The organism is Bacteroides stercorirosoris, from assembly GCF_900142015.1.
GTDB lineage: Bacteria > Bacteroidota > Bacteroidia > Bacteroidales > Bacteroidaceae > Bacteroides > Bacteroides stercorirosoris.
The window spans coordinates 229,688-251,517 of sequence record NZ_FQZN01000004.1; the positions used below are offsets into that span (position 1 = coordinate 229,688).

Below are 21,830 nucleotides of genomic sequence, written 5' to 3' on the forward strand. Positions count from 1 at the left end.
AGTTACAAGCTACTAGCTACGGGCGCCTTTCGGCGTGTTACTTACGAATAGAACTATCTTCATTCCCCTCCTCCCAAGAGGAGGAGAATTGAGATACTTCGGTTACTATGCCGAAAGGTACTGGTAGCCTGTAGCTTATAGCCCGTAGTTTATAACTTGTAGCCTGTATCTTGTAGCTCGTCACTTGTATCTTGTCACTCGTAACTATTATAATATGAAAACTATAGGTTTAGTAGCTGGTCCGTGTAGTGCGGAAAGTCGTACACAGATGTTGGAAACGGCAAGGGGATTGAAAGAGATAGGTGTAGGCACATTGCGTGCCGGCCTGTGGAAACCCCGTTCGCGTTGCGGGACATTTGAGGGAGTGGGTGAGGAAGGACTGGACTGGATGCGTGAAGTACAACAGGAACTGGGACTTCGGGTTATGACCGAAGTAGCGCTTCCCTGTCATGTGGAAGCTGTGTTGAAAGCCGGTCTCGACATGATATGGTTGGGTGCCCGCACAACGGTCAATCCTTTCATGATGCACGAATTGGCGGAAGCCCTGCGCGGATGTGACATTCCGGTGTGGGTGAAGAATCCGGTATGTCCCGATGTCGAATTATGGATTGGTGCGGTAGAACGCCTTCAGCAGGCGGGATTGAAAGATGTACGTATCATTCATCGCGGATTTTGTACGGTAGACAGTTCTCCATACCGTAATGCCCCTCTTTGGGAGCTGGCGGAACGTTTTCATACTCATTTTCCGGAATTACCTTTCTATTGCGATCCGAGCCATATCGGTGGAAAACGTGAACTATTGGCTGCTATTTGCGGGAAAGCTATATCTTTGCATGCGGACGGACTCTTCATCGAGTCTCATTGTTGTCCGCAGGAAGCTCTGTCCGATGCAGCCCAGCAGTTGACGCCGTCGGCATTGGCAGAGTTATTGAAAACACTGAATGTCTCAATTGAATGATGTAAGCATGGAAAAAGTACGCTCCCTCCTGAAAGTGATGTTCACCTCGTGGAAGATTACGCTGGTATTGCTGATACACTATATGATATTGCTGGCAGCCGCCACCTTCGTCGAGAAGTCACAGGGCACGGCAATGGCGAGAGAAGTGATTTATAACAATCCGCTTTTCTATCTGTTACAGTTATTGCTGGTTCTTAACTTCTGCGCCATAGCCTGGCAGGGGCGCCTGTGGAAGCAACGCAAGTATGGAGTATTGCTCTTGCATATTTCTTTCATCGTGATATTGCTGGGTGCGTTGGTTACCAACATCTTCGGTTTTGAGGGCATTGTACACATCAGGGAAGGGGAGACTGCGTCGCATATGCGTACAACGGAAGACGACGCCCGTCCGTTACCTTTCTCCATCCGTCTGGATGATTTTAAGCTGGTCCGCTATCCCGGTTCCCACAGTCCTTCTTCTTTCGAGAGCTTCCTGACCATCTGCACGGATGAGGGCGAACGGAGCGAGCACATCTACATGAATAAAGTGATTTATGAACAAGGATACCGTCTCTACCAGTCCTCCTACGATTCGGATGAACAGGGGACCGTGTTAACGGTGAATAATGACAGGATAGGTACGGCTATAACGTATGCCGGATATTTGTTTCTACTTGCCGGTATGCTGCTGACCCTGGCTGACAGGAAATCCCGCTTCCGGCAATTGGCGAAGCAACTGAAGCATACGGCGCCTATTCTCCTGCTGGCTTTTATTCCTGCCGTTTCGTTTGCCCAAAAAGCCGATACGGAACTTTTGCTGAAGAGCACCATCCCCGTGGAACAGGCCGAACAGTGGGGACGCTTGCAGGTGCAATGTCCTACGGGGCGCATTGAACCGCTGGATACTTATACCGATAAACTATTACGTAAAATCTACCGGAGTAATTCTTTCGAAGGCCTCACCTCCGAACAAGTTATCATCGGTTTTCTGATGAATCCGGCTTATTGGGGCAACGTACCCTTTATCCGTCAGACAAATAAAGAGTTGCAGCAGGCGTATTCTCTGCCCGAAGGCAAATATCTGCGCTTCCTCGACGTCTTTGATGAGGGCGGCAGGTATCTGATAGCGGATGCGGTGGATAAAGCCTATTCCCGTCCTGCTGCCGAACGTTCGCGGATGGAAAAGGATCTGCTGAAACTAGATGAAAAGGTGAATATATTATATTCCCTCCAACAAGGAAAGATGCTTGCGCTGTTCCCGCTTCCCGGAGATACGGGCGGGAAGTGGTATTCGCCCGGAGATGATTTGAGCGTGTTCTCCGGAAGAGACTCCCTGTTTGTTTCTAAAATCATGCCCTGGTATCTGGGTGAAGCTGTTGATGCCTTGCGGACGGGTGACTGGGGGAGTGCGCAGGAAGTTCTTTCCATGATGAATGTGTATCAGCAGAAGCAGAGTGCAACACCCTTATTGACGAAAAAGCAAGTGGCTTGGGAACTGTTTTATAACAAAGCGCAACTGTTCTTCTGGTCGGCTATGGGATATATGGCTGTGGGGCTGCTGTTACTGATTTTCGTTGTATGGCGATTATTGAAACCCAAACGCTGGTTCAGGTTCGTTATCATTCCATTAGTCATGCTGGTGGTTCTGATATTCTTGCTGCATACTTCCGGAATTGCTATCCGCTGGTACATATCGGGACGTGCTCCCTGGGCCAATGCTTACGAGTCGATGATATACGTTGCCTGGGCAACCGCTTTGGCGGGACTTTTATTTATCAAACGTTCTTCCATGACGCTGGCTTTGGCGGCTTTCTTTGCAGGCATCATCCTATTTGTGGCCAACCTTAACTTTATGGATCCCGAAATCACACCACTGGTTCCGGTTCTGAAGTCCTATTGGCTGATGATACACGTGGCGGTGATTACGGCAAGTTACGGATTCTTTGGCATCAGTTTTCTGCTCGGACTGCTCACGCTTGCTTTTATGGGTACAAGTAATCCGTCGAAGGTGGTTTTGTTGCAACCACATATCCGGGAACTCCGCATTATTAATGAAATGTCTTTGCACATCGGACTTTATCTGCTGACGGCAGGAATTTTTCTGGGTGCTGTCTGGGCCAATGAATCATGGGGGCGCTACTGGGGATGGGACCCGAAAGAAACGTGGGCATTGATCACGATGGTGGTTTATGCTTTCATCCTGCATGCCCGTTTTCTGCCTGCTCTCCGTTCGGACTACGCTTTCAGTGTGATGTCCGTGTTGGGACTGGCTTCGGTGCTGATGACGTATTTTGGTGTAAACTACTATCTGTCCGGGCTCCATTCTTATGGTGGAGGTGATACTCCGCCGGGACTGGCCGCGATATTCATTACCTATGCCTGCGCTTTTGCGCTGATAGTATACGCCGGATATAAACAGCACAGAGAGCAGGTTTAATGATAATCTCATAATCCTTAAAAGATACTCTTCCCAACATGGGGGTGTTGGTCGTACTAACATCCCCATGTTGGTATTACCAACACCCCCATGTAAGTACTCCCGACACCCCCATGTTGGTAACTGTATCTTTTAAAGATAAAGCGTAAAGCCTTTAATGAAAAGCCTCGTATCTTCTATTTTGAGCTAATAGTTCAAGCATTTGAAACAATCTTTCAAACTGCTACGGGGCAAATTCCCTACATTTGCCTTAGTTATTAATCTGCTAACAATGCTATGAAATGAAGACAAACAATGCTTTATTAATTCTATTTGCCGCCTTTTTAGGCTGGTGTGGTACGATGAATGCCCAGAAAGCAGGATTGGAAAAACGCATGGAAAATGCCGATCCCAAAGTTATAGGCACACGTATCGTTAATAAGTTTCTCGTAACTCCCCATACTCGTTTTGGCAACCCGCGTGCCGAGAAAGCACCCAATTATGTCACATATCCGGATGCCTGTACCTGGCTGGGGGCTTTGTGGTTCAGTCAGGCGGTGAAAGACAGTGAAATGCAGCAGCGGTTGAAAGAACGTTTCGAGCCCTTGTTCACTACCGAAAAGAATATGCTTCCCCGCATGGTACATGTGGACTATAACGTTGTTGGGGCTGTTCCTCTGGAAATATATATGCAGAAGTTGGGCGACCGGAAATACTTTGATCTGGGGATGAAGTATGCCGATACCCAATGGGAAGTTCCTGCCGATGCCAAACCGGAACAGAAAGAATATGCCGAACAGGGCTATTCGTGGCAGACGCGTGTATGGATTGATGATATGTTTATGATTACCACTATCCAGTCGCAGGCATTCCTGGCTACGGGCGACCGGAAATATATCGACCGTGCCGCTGCCGAGATGGTGATGTATCTGGAGAAAATACAACGTCCGAACGGGCTTTTCTATCATGCTCCTACGGCGCCGTTCTTCTGGGCGCGCGGTAATGGTTGGATGGCTGCGGGCATGTCACGCCTGCTTTCGGTGCTTCCGGAAGATAATCCCAACCGTACGGCTATAATGAAGGCTTATAAAAAGATGATGGCTACTTTGTTGAAACATCAGAACGCTGATGGAATGTGGCACCAGTTGATTGACGAACCGGCATCTTATAAAGAAACTTCCGGTACGGCCATGTTCACGTATGCCATGCTGGTGGGAGTGAAACACGGTTGGTTGGACAAGAAGAAGTATGCTCCTGCCGCAATGAAAGGATGGCTGGCGCTGGTTTCTTATATAAATGCCGATGACGAAGTGACGAACGTTTGCGAAGGGACCAATATAAAGAATGATAAGAACCATTATATGAACCGTAAGCAGATTACGGGTGATTTGCATGCCCACGCCCCACTGTTGTGGTGCGCCACGGAGCTGCTGACGGAATAAGCCTATATTAAGAAGAAGATACCCCGGGATTATTTGGGGGAAATGGAAAAATGGTATATCTTTGTTTTGAGGATAATACAATGAAAACACGTTTTGACCTATGAGAAAATATATTTGTTTGCTAATTGTCTTATTGGCGACTTTGAAGATTTCAGCACAGAATAATGAGAACTTCTATTTTTCGAACCTGAATCTGAAAGATGGTTTGTCTCAGATTTCCGTGCTTAGAATATTCCAGGATACAAAAGGGTTCATCTGGTTCGGTACGCGCAACGGGTTGAACCGTTATGACGGAAGCGAATTTGTGATATACAAGCACGATCCGAAGGACTCTCTGTCGTTGAGTGATAACCACATCTGGGCTTTAGCCGAAGATAATGACCGGAATTTGTGGGTTGGTACGGCACGCGGTTTAAACAAGCTCGACTTAAAGACCAACCGTATCACCCCTTTTGTTGATGAACGTTACGGAGCTTTTGCCAAAAGCGAAGTACGCAGTCTGACCGTAGACTCCCGTAACCGCCTTTGGGTGGGAACAACCAAAGGGCTGTACCTCTACATTCCGGCCATGGACGTCTTTCAGCGCATCGACCTGAACGGGAAGATTAAAGATGAATTTATCTCCGTGATTTACGAAACCAAGCATCAGCAGATGCTGATAGGGACTTCCACGAAAGGATTGTTCGTCTGCGATATGAATATGAAGGTGCAGAGGCAGCTGACTACCCGGACACAGGGACTTCGTCTGCTTGGCAACAGCATCTCTACCATTTACGAAGATTCTAACGGAACCTTATGGGTGGGAAGCGGACTCAGTGGCTTGTATCGTATCAACTTTGAAAAAGAGGAAATCGTGACTTATCATAAGGGGAACAGTATTTTGACGAGTAACAGTGTCCGGGCCATATCGGAGTTGCACGGGATGTTACTGGTCGGTACGTTCGACGGACTGTATACGATAGACCTTTCCACCCATTCTTTCTGGAAGCATACGGATGCCTCGCTTGAAAAAGGAAACTTGAGTCATTTCTCCATTTATTCTTTATTTGTAGACAGGAGCCAGACGGTATGGGTGGGTATGTATTCCGGCGGGGTAAGTTATTCCAGCCGCTTCAATAACCGCTTTGATTTTCATGACCCGGCTACGATATTTGATGCTTTGTTCGGCATATATGGTTGTATGATCGCTTCTCCTGACGGTTGTCTGTATATGGCGACGGAGGGCAGGGGATTGCTCGACTATAACCTGGGGAACAGGCAATACGCTTATTATCCGATAGATAATGCCTCCAAACTGCAATATAGCCAGAATATCATAAAAGGGCTTTTGCTGGAAGGTGATGTGCTGTGGTGCGGGACGAATAAGGGAGCTATCTATCACTTCAACACCTGTACCAAGAAATACACATTGTATTATCAGCTTCCGAGGGATATGTCCATTTACTCCATGCTTCGCGACAAGGATAACAGTCTGTGGGTTGTCTCTTCCGATTCACGTATGGGTGTCATGCGCCTGTCGGATAAGAAAGAGATGCAAACTCATTTTCCGGTCAATGGCGGGAAAGATAGTTGCCTGTTTGCCAGTTCGCGCTGCATCCTGAAGTTACGGGATGGAGTGGTGCTGATTGGCAGCCGCAACGATGGTTTGATAAAGTATGATTTGAATAAGGGGGAAGCGGTTTATTATGATACGGATGAAAAAGAACCTAACCGGTTGCTTAACAATTATGTGACGAGTATTGTGCGCGATAGTTCCGGCCGTATCTGGATCGGTACATTCGGTGGTGGCATAGCCCTGTATGACGAAGAAAAAGGAATCATAAAGACTGTGACTAAGGAACAGGGCTTGATAGAGAATGATGTTTGTACCATTGTGGAGGATAATGAAAACAACCTATGGATCAGTGCAAGTAACGGCATCTCCAAATATAATCTCAAGACGGAAGAGTTTACCAATTATAATTCTCTCAATGGTATCGGCGTCTACGAGTTTACTCCCCATAGCGGTTTGCTGTTGCCGAATGGTGAGATTTGCTTTAGCGGGAACAATGGTTTTGTGACCTTCAATCCGCAGGAACTGCAACTGAACTCCTACGTGCCGCCGGTAGTGTTCACAAAATTGGTTGTAAACAATCATGTGATTGAGCCGGAAGATAATACGCGTATATTGAATTCCGTATTGGATGATATGGAAGAGATAGAGTTGGCTTATAATCAGAATAATATTTCGATTAGCTATTGTGCCTTGAATTTCGTATTTGCCCGTCAGAATCAGTATGCTACTTTCCTGAAAGGATATGATAAGGACTGGAACTATATCGGCAATCGTCGGGAAGCTTACTACACGAACCTGAGTCCGGGAACGTATGTGTTTGAAGTGAAAGCCTCGAATAACGACGGAGTATGGAGTCAGCAGACGCGCAAGATACGTATCACCGTACATCCGCCTTTGTGGAAAACCTGGTATGCTTATTTGTTCTATGCCGTGGCTTTCGTGTTTATAATGACGCTTATCATGTATTATATATCGAAGAAGCAGAAGCTGGAGCGTGAATTGCAGTTCAAGCAGAAAGAGAAATTGCAGTTGGAGGAATTCCACCAGGCGAAGATACGTATGTTTACCAATTTCTCGCATGAGCTCCGCACTCCGCTTACACTGATTATTGCACCTTTACAGGAATTGGTGTCCATGCAGGAATTCTCTTCCAGTGTGAGGAATAAGCTGACTCTGATATTCAGTAATGCCCAGCGACTGTTGTTGCTCGTGAACCAGTTGATGGACTTGCGTAAGAATCAGGAAGGCAAACTGAAACTGAACATCACTAAAACGGATATGAATCCGTTCATGCAAGAGATTTACTATGCTTTCAATCATCTGGCGGCAAGGAAATCCATTGATTTTACTTTTGAGAAGAAAGAGGAGAGACTGTCGGCATGGTTCGATAAATCTATCATTGAGAAAGTGATTTTCAATTTGCTGTCCAATGCAATGAAGTTTACTCCGGATAATGGCAAAGTGGTGTTCTCCTTATCCAAATGTACTTTCGCTGATTTGTCTCCGGAACAGCAGACAGAATTAAAGGCATTGCCTGCGGATACCAAGTTTGCCTGTTTCTCCGTGGCAGATTCCGGCAAAGGCATTTCCGAAGATGAGGTAAAGAATATTTTCGCTCCTTTCTATCAGGGGGAAGATAATAACAAAGAGAATGTCGGTACGGGTATTGGATTGAGTTTGACACGTTCTATTGTGCATCTGCACGGGGGGGCTATTACCGTATCTCATAATCAGCCTACCGGTACGATTTTCGAAGTGTATATTCCTATCAGCAGCAATGCGTATGATGCCAGCCAGTTGGTGGAGGAAGAAGACGGGCAGGTGGTGGAAGATGTGATTCCATCCGCTCATGAAATGCGTTTTGATATTGAAAAGAAATGGACGGTGCTTCTGGCGGAAGATAATGATGAGGTGCGGACATACGTCAAAGAATGTCTGGAACCCTACTTCTATGTGTTGGATGTGGATAATGGAAAATCGGCTTTGGATTTGGCTTTGGAGAAATATCCGGATTTGATACTGAGCGATATCATGATGCCTCAGATGGATGGACTGGAGCTGTGCTCGCGTGTGAAGCAGGACTTGCAGCTGGGGCATATTCCGGTGGTGCTGATGACTGCCAAGTCTATGGTGGTGCACATTAAGGAAGGATTCTCGGTAGGCGCCGATGATTATATTGTGAAGCCTTTCAGCATGGATGTGTTGATTTGCCGTATCAACAACCTTTTGGAGTCTCGTGAAAAGTTGAAGAAGCTGTACGGAAAGAAATTCTCGCCGGAGGCAATGGGTATTGAAATCGTTTCGGGTGACGACCGTTTTACCCAGAACTTCTTTGAGATTATCGAAAAGAATATCTCGAATCCTGAATTGGGGGTAGATTTACTGAGCCAGGAGTTAGGTCTGAGCCGTGCCAACCTGTACCGGAAACTGAAAGCGGTGACAGAACTCTCACCGACGGAGTTGATACGTAATAAACGTCTGGAAATAGCGGCCAAACTTTTGTTGGAGTCCAGTTATACGGTTTCGGAAATATCTGTTTATACAGGTTTCAACAGTCATGCTTATTTCACCAACTGTTTCAAGTCGTTTTATGGCTATTCACCTTCAGAATGGGTACAAAGGCATAATGAAAAGCGGGAAACTCCCAAGTAGTTTCTGTTTTATATACTGCTTGGAATAGAATTCCAAATGAATAAGACAATATTGAAAGTTGCGCTAAGATAAATCGCCTATCTTAGCGCAATCTTTTTATAGAGAGATTGTATAAAACCAATATAAACATTAGTGAAAGTAACTATTATGAAATTTAAAACAGGATTAGTATCGTTATTGGTCGTATGTGGAGCATGTAGCCAAGCGACAAAAGAAGTAGATGTCGTAAAAGACAGTTTTGATTTTGCCGGACAGCAGTTGAAATATGCGTTTACGCAGGTAGACTCTGCCAAAGCCAGCATGCCGGAAGAGCAGTTGAAGAAAAAGCCTGTTTCTCCCCGTACGATAGAGGATGACGGAACTCTGCGCCTGGTGGCATCGAGAGATTGGACCAGTGGTTTCTTCCCCGGTGAATTATGGTATATGTATGAATATACGCAGGATGATTTCTGGAAGAAGCAGGCACAGGAATTCACTGCCAATATAGAAAATCAGAAGACCAATGGTGGCACACACGATATGGGATTCAAAATGTATTGTAGCTTTGGTAATGGCTACCGTCTGACTCATGATGCAACTTATAAGGATATTCTGTTGGAATCTGCCGCAACGTTAATCACTCGCTATAAACCGACTATCGGTTGCATCCGTTCGTGGGATCATAGCCGTGATAAGTGGCAATGCCCGGTTATCATTGACAATATGATGAATCTTGAATTGTTGTATTGGGCATTTAAGGAAACGGGTGATTCGGTATACTACAACATTGCAAATACGCATGCCCGCACTACGATGAAGAACCATTTCCGTGATAACTACAGTTCTTATCATGTGGTGGATTATGATACGATTACCGGAGAAGTGCTTCATAAACATACACATCAGGGATATAATCATGAGTCGGCTTGGTCGAGAGGGCAGGCATGGGGATTGTATGGCTATACCATGTGTTACCGTGAAACGAAGTTGCCCGAATTCTTATCGCAGGCTGAAAATATAGCTAATTACATTTTCACCAATCCTACCATGCCGGAAGATATGGTGGCTTACTGGGACTTTGACGCTCCGGGCATCCCGAATGAACCTCGTGATGCTTCTGCCGCTGCGGTAATGGCTTGTGCCATGTACGAACTGTCTATGTATAATACGGAGAAATCGGCGCAATATAAGAAATGGGCGGATACTATTGTTGAAAGTTTAAGTAAGAATTATCGTGCCCGTTTGGAAGGTGACCGTGGCTTCCTGCTGCTGCACAGTACCGGCGCACATAATTTTGAAAGAGATGTGCCTTTGGTTTATGCTGACTATTACTTCCTGGAGGCTTTGCTTAAGAAAGCTAAACTTGAGAAGGAAGGTACGGCTATTTTGTAAACCATGAAAAACCAATAGGCATGAAACGTTTTATTTTATTGTTGGTGATAGCTTGTTTCGTTGCAGGTACTTTCCAGGCGAAAGTACCTGTAGCGGATAATAAGATTCGGTTGACGGATAATTGGGAATTCCTCCGTCAGGATGTAGGGAACATCTGGGAACTGGTTCGCCCCGTGAAGAAAGGACAGCCGGAAGAACAGCCTATATGGACAAAGGTTACTCTGCCCCACTGTTTTAATGCGGAGGATGCAGTTGACCCGGACTTGAATTATTATCAGGGGCCGGGTTGGTATAAGACTCGTCTGAAACTGAATAATCCATACTCCAACGGACGGATTATTCTGGAATTTGAGGGAGCAGGCCAGAAAACGGATGTATATATCTACATGACTAAAGTTGGTAGCCATATCGGTGGATATGACAGTTGGAACGTGGACATAACGGATGCGGTGCAGGCATTTCTTTCGAGTAAGGAGGCTGAACGCTTTGGAGGTGAAGTACCTTTGAGCATTCGTTGTGACAATACGCGGGATGCCGAAATGATTCCTTCGGATTTGTCGGACTTCAATTTGTATGGCGGAATTTACCGCTATCTGAATCTGGTGTACTTGCCGGAAGTGTCCGTTGCTTCCCTTCGGGTGGAGCCGGTGCTGGATGCCAAGATGAAGAAAGGTGCGTTAAAAGTATCCGGTACGTTTTATAATCCTGCTGACGTGCGTGAGGCATCGGTAGAGGTAACTGTGAGAAATGCTAAAGGGGACGTGGTATCCACGCGGACTCTTGATAAAATAACTCCATTGGGGGATTTAGCCCTCTTGGACGTTCAAATGGATAAACCCCAGCTTTGGGATGTGGACAATCCTGCATTATATACTTGCGAAGTTACTGTAACGTCCAACGGACAGAAAATGACAGCAAGTGAACGTTTCGGTTTCCGTTCGTTTGAATTCATCGAAAAAGGCCCTTTCATGCTGAATGGAAGACGTCTGCTGCTGAGAGGTACGCACCGGCATGAAGATCATGCAGGCGTGGCTGCTGCCATGACTGAGGAGCAAATGATACAGGAAATGAAGATGATGAAGGAGATGGGAGTGAATTTCATTCGTCTGGGACATTATCAGCAGTCTGAAATCATTCTGAATCTCTGTGATGAACTGGGCATTCTGGTCTGGGAGGAAATTCCCTGGTGTCGTGGCGGAGTCGGTGATGAGAACTATCGCGGGCAGGCTAAAAGGATGCTGACGAATATGATTACTCAACACTATAATCATCCTTCGGTGATTATATGGGGATTAGGCAATGAAAACGACTGGCCGAATGATTTTCCTGAGTTTGAACAGCGTGAAATACGGAGTCTGATGAGTGAACTGAATACTTTGTCCCACCATCTTGATGCTGGACGTAAGACGGCTATCCGCCGTTGCGCTTTCTGTAGTGATATTGTAGATGTATATTCTCCTTCTATCTGGTCGGGTTGGTATCGCGGTGTCTATACGGATTATCAGAAAATGTCCAGGGAAGAGATGGAAAAAGTGAAACATTTTTTGCATGTAGAGTGGGGCGGGGATAGTCATGCAGGGCGTCACGCAGAGGCTACCGCTCCTATACGCAAAGAAGGAGAAAGTGATGGGGATGCTGCTCTGAACGGTTCGGCTTTGGTATTGAAGAAGGGGGATTGGTCGGAAAGTTATATTGTGAAACTGATAGACTGGCATCTGAAGGAACAGGAAACAATGCCGTGGCTGACAGGTGCCGCTTACTGGCCGTTTAAAGATTTTTCCACTCCGGTGCGTCCGGATAATCCAGTGCCGTATATGAATCAGAAAGGAGTGGTAGAACGGGACTTTACAAAGAAAGAAAGCTATTATGTGTTCCAATCTTACTGGACACAAAAGCCGATGCTTCATATCTACGGACATAGTTGGCCCGTAAGATGGGGAGATGCTGATGAAGAAAAAGAAATTCTGGTCTATTCAAATTGTCCGGCAGTGGAATTGTTTGTGAATGGGCAAAGCCAGGGAGTGCGTAAGCGTAATAGCCAGGATTTTCCTGCTGCCGGTTTGCGATGGAATGTAAAACTTGTCAAAGGTCAGAATGCGCTTCGTGCCGTGTCTGTAGGTAAAGAGGCTCTTTCGGATGAATTGAGTTTTGAATATCAGACCGAGAAATGGGGAAAGGAACATGCGTTCAAAGTAACTTCTACACCCCGCGAAGACGGCACTGTTGAAATAGAGGCACAATTGGTAGATGCCAATGGCGTCAGATGCCTTGATTCCAGGATTTTTGTGTATTTCGATATTGCCGGTGACGGGGAATTGATACAGAATCAGGGAACTGTAACAGGCTCGCGTAAGGTACAGGCACGCAACGGACGGGCACAGATTCGGGTCCGGACACAAAACGGCACTTCGTGTGTGGCGGTGAAAGCTGATAAGGTCAGAACTTCATTTATAACGGTACAGTAAAATTATGAAAAAGGTAGGCGTTTTATTTTTAGGGATATGTGCTTTACTGGTTGTTTCGTGTACATCGGACAAAGGTGGTAAGGACTATGTGAAGAGTGTTTTGAAACAAGGGATACTGGAACGTGCTGCTGCGAATCTGAAGGAAGAACCGGTAACGGTTACTGCTTTCATAGCAGAGCGTAGTGCGGGAGATGTACACGACTTCTATTCGGAGGGTGATTATTGGTGGCCGGATACGCTGAATCCTGATGGACCTTATATCCGTCGGGATGGTCAGACTAATCCGGATAATTTTGTGGCTCATCGTCATGCAATGATACGTTTCAGTTCGATTGTGGGTAATCTGACTTCCGCATATTTGCTGGTGCAGGATGAGAAATATGTAGATGCAGTACTGGCACACGTGCGTGCCTGGTTTGTGAATGAGCCGACGCGGATGAATCCTAATTTGCTGTATGCACAGGCTATTAAGGGAATCACCACTGGCCGGGGTATCGGTATTATTGATACGATACATCTTATGGAAGTGGCCCAGTCTTTATATCAGTTGGAAAAACTGGGAGTGCTTTCTGAAAATGATATAAAGTCTACCAAACGCTGGTTTGCCGATTATCTGAAATGGATGTCCACACACCAATATGGCATAGACGAGATGAACGCAAAGAATAATCATGGTACCTGCTGGGTGATGCAGGCCGCTGTGTTTGCCCGTTATGTAGGTGATAAGGACATGCTGGATTACTGTAAGAAGCGTTATAAGGAAATATTATTGCCTAAACAGATGGCTGAGGACGGCAGTTTTCCTTTAGAAACTGCGCGTACAAAACCTTATGGTTATTCTCTTTTTAATCTGGATGCAATGGCAACGATATGTCAGACACTCTCGGATAAAAATGATAATTTATGGACTTATACGGCAGAGGGAAGCAAGAATATGGAAAAAGGTATTAATTTTGTCTATCCTTATGTGCTTGATAAAGAAAGCTGGATTTATCCGAAAGATGTGATGTACTGGGATGAATGGCCGGTAGCCCATCCTTTCCTGTTGTTCGGAGCTTTGCAAACGAATAATGAAAACTGGTTGTCTACGTGGGCTCATCTGGAACATTTTCCGGTGACGGATGAAGTGGTGCGTAATCTGCCTGTACGTAATCCATTGATTTGGATATAGAAACACATAATTGGCTTTATATTTAAACTATGAAACAGATTCGGAAGATAATAGCGGGAGTTTATGTACTGTGTGGGTTGGGCACGGTATTTCCTGCAATGGCACAAAACAGGGAAATGAATCAGCGTACTACGGGTATGGTGGTGGAAGGGGAGGTCACGATGTTGGTTACTCAGGAAACCACTACCCGTTATCGGCGGACTACTTCTCAGGGTGTGCCTGGTGCAAAATTAGAATATACCCCCGGAATTACTCCGGAACGACTGGCACTTCCTTTGTCTGAGACGGTGATGGCAAGATATCCGGATTACCGGATGGCTTACTGGAAAGATTATACCTATGTGCAGGGATATATGTTTGAGGCAATGGACCGTCTGGGACAATTGACCGGCGATGGCAAATATCAGGAGTACATGAAAGAGTATATAAATCATTTCGTAGATGGAGATGGAAATTACAAAGGGGGCGGATTGACCAATCTTGATAATTTCATGACCGGTTCAGCGTTTTGTACTCTGTATGGGCGTACTGGTGATGAAAAATATAAGAAGGCGGCCTTACAGATATTGAAAGCTGTTGATAAGTATCCCAGTTCGGACGGACAGTTCTGGCATGGGAACCGTAGTCCTAATATGTGGATTGACGGTGTATTTATGATGCAGATGTTCCTGATACGTTGTGCGCAATATGTGGGGGAAGCAGACTATTGCTATGATGTGACATGCAGGAATATTATCGCTGCCGCCCGCCACTTGCAACGTCAGGATGGGTTAATATTGCATGCCTGGACCACAGAACCGGAAAAAGCAGTGTGGGCAGATAAATCTACGGGACTTTCGCCGGAGGTATGGAGTGAAGGAATGGGATGGTATGCTTTGGTGGTTCCGGAACTGCTTGCTTTGTTACCCAAGACACATCAGAACTATCAGCAGGTGCTTGATATTTATTTGAAAATGTGTAAAGGACTGAAAGAGGTGCAGGATAAGAAAACCGGTGGCTGGTTCATGGTGGTGGATAAAGGAGATAATCCCCTGAATTTTATTGATCCGTCCGGAACTGCGATGTTTGTATATTCCATTCAGCGTGGTGTTCAATTAGGTTTACTGAAAGCTAAAGAGTATGCTCCGGTTGCCGAAAGGGGATATAAGAGCTTGTTTCCTTTTATACAGGTGAATGAAAGAGGTTTGCTGGATGTGATAGGTGCGTGTGACGGTGTAGTGATTAAGAAGAATTTTGTAGAATATGTTACTGTTCCCAAAATCTTGAATGCGAAAGAGGCAGTTGCCGGTATATTGTGGGCTTCTGTTATTATGGAAACGGAACAATTGAAAAAATAAATAAGAATGAGAGTTTTACGTAGTCTGATTATTGTGGGGGTATTGCTTGCAGCAGTTTCTGTTCAGGCCGGCAATACAGGTGAATTGGTGCGCATCAAGCAGAATTATTCCAGGATGTTGGTACCTTCGGGTGAAGATCCGTTTGGCTTGTTCTCCATACTTTCGTCCATTCAGCCGGAAAAAGAAATTTCGGACCAGGCGGTTGTGGAATTACATCAGCGTTATCCTTTCGATTTAGAGAAAATAGCAACCTATCTATCTTCCTTTACGGCAGCCGGTATGTGGCCGGACATTAATTATGAAGATAAAAAACGTTCGGGATGGGAACCTAAACTTCATGCGGAACGTATTCTGGAACTGGTGAAACTTTATAACTCCAAGCAGACTGATTATTATCATTCTCAGGAAGTAGAAAAGGTGATTCATAAAGCATTGGATTATTGGTTTACTGCCAAACCCGTGTGTCTGAACTGGTGGTACAATCAGATTGGTATCCCTAAAACACTGGGTACGGCTTTCATTTTGTTTGAAGAGAAACTTACCCCGGCTGAAAAGCAAAAGGCTATCACTGTAATGGAAAATGCAAAGTTTGGAATGACCGGACAGAACAAAGTATGGCTTGCCGGAAATGTGATGATGCGTGCGCTGTTGCAGAATGATTATGAATTGGTGAAGATGGCACGCGATACGATTGCATCTGAAATTGTGACGGGTGGGGCAGAAGGTATAAAAGATGACTGGTGTTTTCATCAGCACGGAGCTCAGCAGCAATTTGGCAACTACGGGCTTTCATTTGTCTCCGGAATGAGTTTCTTTTCCGGATTGTTTTCCGGGACTTCTTTGGCTTTTGATGATAAGCAGTTGGGTATTTTGAGTACTTTGATTGATAAAGGTTACCGTTGGGTAATCTGGAATGGGATGATGGATGTGAATGCTTTAGGGCGTCAGTTGTTTCATCATGCACCTGTGCATAAGGCTTTGAGTCTTGCATTTGCCGCTTCTGAGTTGGGAGGAGGTGAATCAGATGCATGTAAGGCTGTAGCTGCGGCTTTGCTTCGCGATAATTATCCTGCACCTGCTCAGAACATACTGACGGGGCATAAACATTTCTGGCAGTCGGACTATACGGTTTATCGGCGTCCTTCCTGGATGGCTTCCATAAAAATGGCTTCCGATCGTATTATCGGTGCGGAAATGATGAATGGAGATAATATGAAAGGCTATTATATGGCGGATGGGGCAACCTATATTTATAAGGATGGTAAAGAATACCTGGATATTTTTCCTCTTTGGGATTGGCGCAAATTGCCGGGAGTGACGGCTTTTGAGGATGATGCACCCATGCCGTTGATTAAAAGTTATCAACCTCGCAATAAGGGAACTTTTGTCGGGGCTGTTTCGGATGAGAAACAAGGTATGACTGTTATGGAGTTGAATCGTGCCGGAGTGAAAGCGCATAAAGCATGGATTTGCACAGATGACTTTGTTCTTTGTTTGGGAGCAGGTATACAGGCAGATAGTAATCTTGTCGTAACGACTTCGATAGAACAATGCCATAAAAAAGGAGAACTTCTTTCTTGGGAAAAAGGACAATGGAATGTTGTAAATGGAAAGCAGGAGGCTACAGCGGGAGAACATCGCTTTTTCCATGATAATACGGGATATATCGTATGGGGGAATGGAAACAAAATGGTTGCTGAAACGGCGAAGCGTACAGGGCGCTGGTATGATGTGATGCAGATGTATCGCCAGGAAGAGGTACAAGGAGAAGTCACTACCCTTTATCTGAAACATGGTGTATCTCCTAAACAGGCTACATATCAATATTTGATATTGCCGGTGGCAGATAAGAAAAATGTAGCTGCTTTTGATTTGTCGGATATCCGGATACTTCGTAATGATGCTGTTGCACAGGCTGTTTATGCAGAGAAGAAGGCTACTTGCTGGATAGCTGCTTATAAGCCGGTGCAACTGACGGTTGCGGCGGGTATCACACTGAACATTCAGACTCCCGGAGTTTATATGATACGGGAGAGTGGGGAAGGACGATACATGATAAGTTGTGCCAGTCCGACGCAACGGGAAGATATTGCAGAACTTGAATTAAACCATAAACAGATACGTATTTCTCTGCCAAATGGGAAAGAGAAGGGTAAAACCGCTTCCGTAGAGACTGTAATTCGTTAAAAAGCATCTTTTGAATCATTTCTCCAAGCGATTGAAATAATATTGCAAGCCTTGTTTGTAAGATACGCCTATTTTTGTTTCTGAGAAATAACTGATAGACTATGAATACACACAAGGCTTTTCTTTTAGGTTTGGCATTGTTGGGTACCAGTTTGGTGAAAGCCCAATTTGCAATGGACGCTTATAAAGCAGTCTTTACTGCTCCGCCCCAACACGTTCCTACAACTAAAACTCCGGATGCCCCTTTAGCTGGTAACGGAGATATAGGTATTACGATGGGCGGTACTCCTGATAAACTTTGTTTCTATATCGGTAAGAATGACTTTTGGAGGGCTTATCCGGTTTATCCTGGTGGTATTGCACTGCCGGGCGGACTGGATATTTCGATAGACGAACTCCGGGGAGCTTCGTATTATGCAGAACAACTGCCTGGTTCGGCCGAGATCGCAGCTAAATTCTCAACTTCCCGTTGTGAACTGAAGTTATCTGCATGGGTTGCGGCAACGGATAATAAGGTGATAATAGAGTTGGAGTCGGATAAAGCGGTAACTGTCCGTTTGCGCTTGTGGGCTGCCGAGGGGAATACTTCGATTACGGCACACGGCATTGATAAAGTGATGTGGGTGAGCCGTTCATTTGAGAATACGGAATTATTGCGTTGGCCCACTCATGTGGCACTGGCCTTAAACTCAAATACTGATAAACTCTCTCTTACACCCGGAAGGAAAATGCAACTGGTGGTATCTGCCTATACAAATCATGATACACCGGATTGGAAAAAGAAGGCAATCACGGAGGCTGGAAAAGTAACGGAATCAGTGATCGGACAGTTGAGAAAAGAACATCATACTTGGTGGGATAATTTTTGGAAACAGTCTCATATTAATATTGGTGATAGTTATTTTGAGAAGTATTACTATCAGTCTCAATATTTGTTTGCTTGTTCTTCTCGTGAGGGTAAGTTCGCACCTGGAATCTGGGGGCCATTTGTTACGCGTGATGAGGCTGCATGGGGAGGCGATTATCATTTAAATTATAATTATCAGGCACCTTACTGGGCGTCTTTTTCTTCCAATCATATTAGCTTGACGGATAATTTTGACCAGCCTCTATTGGATTATATGGAAGCCGGTAGGAAACATGCGCAGGAGTTGTTGAATTGCAGGGGAATTTATTATCCGGTAGGTATTGGTCCGAAAGGGCTATGCACGGCAATGTGGCCGTTAACTCCGGAAGAAATGCTGGATAAATATGCGACTCGTGAAAACACAATAGATGGTGGCTATAAGTTTTTGGGGCAAAAGATAAATGCGGTGTTCAGTGTCGGGAATATGCTGATGCGGTATTATAGTACGTATGATGAAGCGTATGCCCGCAAAGTATATCCATATCTTGTTGCCTGTGCTGATTTTTGGGAAGATTATCTCTCTTTAGAAAATGGACGTTATGTTATTCGTATGGATCACTTCAATGAGGTAATGCCCAATAAACGTAATGGGGGCGTTTGGCGTAACAGGTTAGGTGACTTTAATTCTACTCTTTCTTTAGGGCTGGTTCGTATGCTGTTTCAAGGAGTGATGGATATGAGTGATTTCCTGTCTGTAGACCGTATGCGTCAGTCCCGTTGGAAAGATATTTTAGAGAAGTTGAGTGAATATCCGTTGGGTATCGCTGAAGACGGGCGCCAAAGTTTGAAGAATATGGAGAGAGGACCTCAGAATAAGGATGTGCAAGCATCAGGTTTGAACAGGGTTTCTATTCATGGTCTGATTCTTCCGGGTGGAGTTGCTGGGCCGGTGACGGATGCCGGGTTCAACGCTATCTTATTGGATGATGTTGCGCATTGGGTAGAAAAGCAGCGTGAACCGAATGATTGGGGAAACACGTCCAATAACGGTATCGAAACATGTTATCCCGGAGCTGTGCGTGTAGGATATCCTTCGGATAAGATTTTATCTTATTTGAAGAAACGTATTGAAATGAATGTATATCCCAACTATTGGATTGTGCAAGGTGGTGGAGGTATTGAGACTTTTGCTGCTGTTCCCCTGACTATAAATGAGATGCTGTTGCAAAGTTACGAAGATGTTATCCGGGTTTTTCCGAATTGGAATTCAGAGAAGGATGCTTCGTTTGAAAACCTGAGAGCTTATGGAGCATTTTTGGTTACATCTACCTTAAAGCAAGGTAAAATTCAAGGGGTGACTGTCATTAGTGAGAAAGGGCGTATTTGTAAGATTGAAAATCCCTGGAAAGGACAGGCGGTATTACTTATGCGGAAAGATAAGAAAACGGATGTACTTTATGGAGAATATTTACAGATACCGACTGCGGTAGGTGAGAGAATAGAATTAAGTTTATATACAAAACCATAATTTAAGAATAGAATGAATAATGTGAAGAAATTAGTAGGCGGCATCGTTGCTGTGGTGCTTTGTGTAGGCATATCTGCTCAGACGAAATTACCACCAGGGTGGCAATCCAGTTATGTACAGGTCAGTCCAAAGGGAGAATTGGTCTATTATCCCGACAAACAGGGAAACACGATTCCGGATTTTAGTCGTGTGGGATATCATCATGGTGATAAATCGATTCCTCATTATCCGGTAACAAAGGTAGTATATCCGGCAGAAAATGGAGATAGTCGTCAGCGCATTCAGGATGCAATAGATGAGGTGTCTCGTATGAACCCGGATAAAGATGGTCATCGTGGAACAGTCTTGTTGAAACGTGGAGTATACCACGTTCACGGAACTATTCACATTAATACGGGTGGAATTATTTTAACAGGCGAAGGAGATAATATAAATGAAACCCGTCTGTTAGCTATTGGTAAGCAACGTTTTTCATTGATACAGGTATCAGGTGCAGGAAGAATGGAAGAAGTGCCCGGAACAAGAGTGAAGATAACGGATCGTTTTGTGCCGGTAGGAACTCATTCATTCCAGGTTTCCTCCGCAGAGAATTTTAAGGTTGGTGACCGCATTATTGTCTATCGTCCTGGGACGGATAATTGGATACATGATATTAAGATGGATCAAATAGTTGAGCGTAAGGGAACTCGCCAGTGGACAGCACAAGAATACAATCTTTCTTTCGAACGTGAGATTGTAAAAATAGAAGGTGATCGTATCTTTATAGATAATCCGGTAGTGATGCAGATGGAGGATAAATATGGAGGTGGTGAGATCTTTAAGTATACTTTTGCAGGACGCATCAGCGAAGTCGGAGTAACTAATATGTGTTTGGAATCTGAGTTTGAACATTATGAAGATAATCAGCATGGTTGGATTGGCGTTCAGTTTGATAAAGTGGAGAATTGTTGGGCGCGTAATCTTACCTGTCGTTATTTCGGCTACTCGGCTGTGAGTTGTGAGCGTAATGCGAAGAACGTGACAGTGACGGATTGCCGTTGTCTGGAAACAAAATCCTTGATTACCGGTGGACTGCGGTATTCTTTTAATAATTGGGGGCAGCAAAACTTATTCATGAATTGCCAAAGTACGGAAGGACGTCACGACTATGTGACGGGTGCCCGTGTATGTGGTCCGAATGTATTTTATAATTGTACGGCTTCGCAAACCTATGCCGATATAGGGCCTCATCATCGTTGGGCGGTCGGTACTCTTTATGATAATGTGATTACTGATGGGGAAATCAATGTGCAGGATCGTGGGAAGATGGGGAGCGGACATGGTTGGGCCGGAGTGACTCAGATTCTTTGGAATTGCCGTGTAAAGCGTGCTGCTGTACAGAGTCCTTGGACATCAGGTTATAACTATAGTTTTGGTATGAAAGGTGAAAAATATCCGGGAGTGTTTACAGATCGTCCTGATGGTGTTTGGGAAGGACAGAATGAAAAGAATGTTTTTCCCCGCTCACTTTATGTAGCTCAATTGATGGCCCGTCATAAGAATATGGACTTGCATATACTTACTAAATAAGTACTCAAAAAGGTTTGTAATTTGGTCTTGCAAAATTGTGATATGAAGTAATGTAGTGACTATTAGTTAGTTGTTGTTTTGTCCGTTTACAGATTATAACACTTTGAGATATAATTGATAGTATTTGATACAATCTTTAAATCTCATTTCGTAAAATTGTTGTTTGTTTGCAGAGGGAAAAATGATGATGTTTAACTTTAAAATAATGATGTATTGATATTATGTAAAAACAATCAAACCATGAAAACTCAAAAAGAATTCCAGGTGAAATCCCTTGTTAATTTAAGTCTAATTTAAAAAAGTAGTTTAATGAAAAAGAAAGAACACAAATCGAAATCGCTGTTATGGCGGTT

11 protein-coding genes are annotated in these 21,830 nt (G+C 44.7%); all 11 read left to right on the top strand.

The genetic code is table 11. The features are described 5' to 3' along the window. Positions 1-214: 214 nt before the first annotated feature. The 11 genes from BUC01_RS05075 to BUC01_RS05125 all read left to right on the top strand — a co-directional run bounded on the left by BUC01_RS05075 (position 215) and on the right by BUC01_RS05125 (position 21,477). Positions 215-958 carry a DAHP synthetase I family protein gene (locus BUC01_RS05075; RefSeq protein WP_025833694.1) on the top strand — a complete coding sequence of 248 codons (744 nt, stop codon included), beginning with the start codon at positions 215-217 and terminating at the stop codon, positions 956-958. A 7-nt stretch (positions 959-965) separates the two neighbouring features. Beyond that, positions 966-3,374, top strand: a complete 2,409-nt coding sequence (ccsB, locus tag BUC01_RS05080) for a c-type cytochrome biogenesis protein CcsB (RefSeq protein ID WP_025833696.1) — start codon at positions 966-968, stop codon at positions 3,372-3,374. Between the two features lie 281 nt (positions 3,375-3,655). Continuing rightward, complete coding sequence (locus tag BUC01_RS05085; RefSeq protein ID WP_073312911.1) at positions 3,656-4,795, top strand: glycoside hydrolase family 88/105 protein; 1,140 nt, start codon at positions 3,656-3,658, stop codon at positions 4,793-4,795. 100 nt (positions 4,796-4,895) lie between these two features. Next, complete coding sequence (locus tag BUC01_RS05090; RefSeq protein WP_073312912.1) at positions 4,896-9,002, top strand: hybrid sensor histidine kinase/response regulator transcription factor; 4,107 nt, start codon at positions 4,896-4,898, stop codon at positions 9,000-9,002. Between the two features lie 147 nt (positions 9,003-9,149). Beyond that, positions 9,150-10,373, top strand: coding sequence for a glycoside hydrolase family protein (locus BUC01_RS05095; RefSeq protein ID WP_025833698.1), 1,224 nt, complete (start codon positions 9,150-9,152; stop codon positions 10,371-10,373). A 20-nt stretch (positions 10,374-10,393) separates the two neighbouring features. After that, entirely contained in the window at positions 10,394-12,838 is a 2,445-nt protein-coding gene (locus BUC01_RS05100; protein ID WP_073312914.1) for a glycoside hydrolase family 2 protein, read from the top strand. 4 nt (positions 12,839-12,842) lie between these two features. Then, positions 12,843-14,009, top strand: coding sequence for an alginate lyase family protein (locus tag BUC01_RS05105; protein ID WP_025833700.1), 1,167 nt, complete (start codon positions 12,843-12,845; stop codon positions 14,007-14,009). 29 nt (positions 14,010-14,038) lie between these two features. Then, positions 14,039-15,346 (top strand): glycoside hydrolase family 88/105 protein, encoded by a 1,308-nt coding sequence (locus tag BUC01_RS05110; protein WP_025833702.1) that lies wholly within the window; start codon positions 14,039-14,041, stop codon positions 15,344-15,346. 6 nt (positions 15,347-15,352) lie between these two features. After that, on the top strand, positions 15,353-17,533 hold the full coding sequence (locus BUC01_RS05115) for a polysaccharide lyase 8 family protein (RefSeq protein ID WP_073312916.1): 2,181 nt from the start codon (positions 15,353-15,355) through the stop codon (positions 17,531-17,533). Between the two features lie 101 nt (positions 17,534-17,634). Next, positions 17,635-19,908, top strand: a complete 2,274-nt coding sequence (locus BUC01_RS05120; RefSeq protein WP_025833704.1) for a glycosyl hydrolase family 95 catalytic domain-containing protein — start codon at positions 17,635-17,637, stop codon at positions 19,906-19,908. A gap of 12 nt (positions 19,909-19,920) precedes the next feature. Beyond that, entirely contained in the window at positions 19,921-21,477 is a 1,557-nt protein-coding gene (locus BUC01_RS05125; RefSeq protein ID WP_025833706.1) for a hypothetical protein, read from the top strand. The last annotated feature ends 353 nt before the right edge of the window (positions 21,478-21,830 follow it).

Coding starts and splice junctions, on each gene's coding strand:
- BUC01_RS05075 (WP_025833694.1), top strand. CDS start 215: ATGAAAACTATAGGTTTAGTAGCTGGTCCGTGTAGTGCGGAAAGTCGT.
- ccsB (WP_025833696.1), top strand. CDS start 966: ATGGAAAAAGTACGCTCCCTCCTGAAAGTGATGTTCACCTCGTGGAAG.
- BUC01_RS05085 (WP_073312911.1), top strand. CDS start 3,656: ATGAAGACAAACAATGCTTTATTAATTCTATTTGCCGCCTTTTTAGGC.
- BUC01_RS05090 (WP_073312912.1), top strand. CDS start 4,896: ATGAGAAAATATATTTGTTTGCTAATTGTCTTATTGGCGACTTTGAAG.
- BUC01_RS05095 (WP_025833698.1), top strand. CDS start 9,150: ATGAAATTTAAAACAGGATTAGTATCGTTATTGGTCGTATGTGGAGCA.
- BUC01_RS05100 (WP_073312914.1), top strand. CDS start 10,394: ATGAAACGTTTTATTTTATTGTTGGTGATAGCTTGTTTCGTTGCAGGT.
- BUC01_RS05105 (WP_025833700.1), top strand. CDS start 12,843: ATGAAAAAGGTAGGCGTTTTATTTTTAGGGATATGTGCTTTACTGGTT.
- BUC01_RS05110 (WP_025833702.1), top strand. CDS start 14,039: ATGAAACAGATTCGGAAGATAATAGCGGGAGTTTATGTACTGTGTGGG.
- BUC01_RS05115 (WP_073312916.1), top strand. CDS start 15,353: ATGAGAGTTTTACGTAGTCTGATTATTGTGGGGGTATTGCTTGCAGCA.
- BUC01_RS05120 (WP_025833704.1), top strand. CDS start 17,635: ATGAATACACACAAGGCTTTTCTTTTAGGTTTGGCATTGTTGGGTACC.
- BUC01_RS05125 (WP_025833706.1), top strand. CDS start 19,921: ATGAATAATGTGAAGAAATTAGTAGGCGGCATCGTTGCTGTGGTGCTT.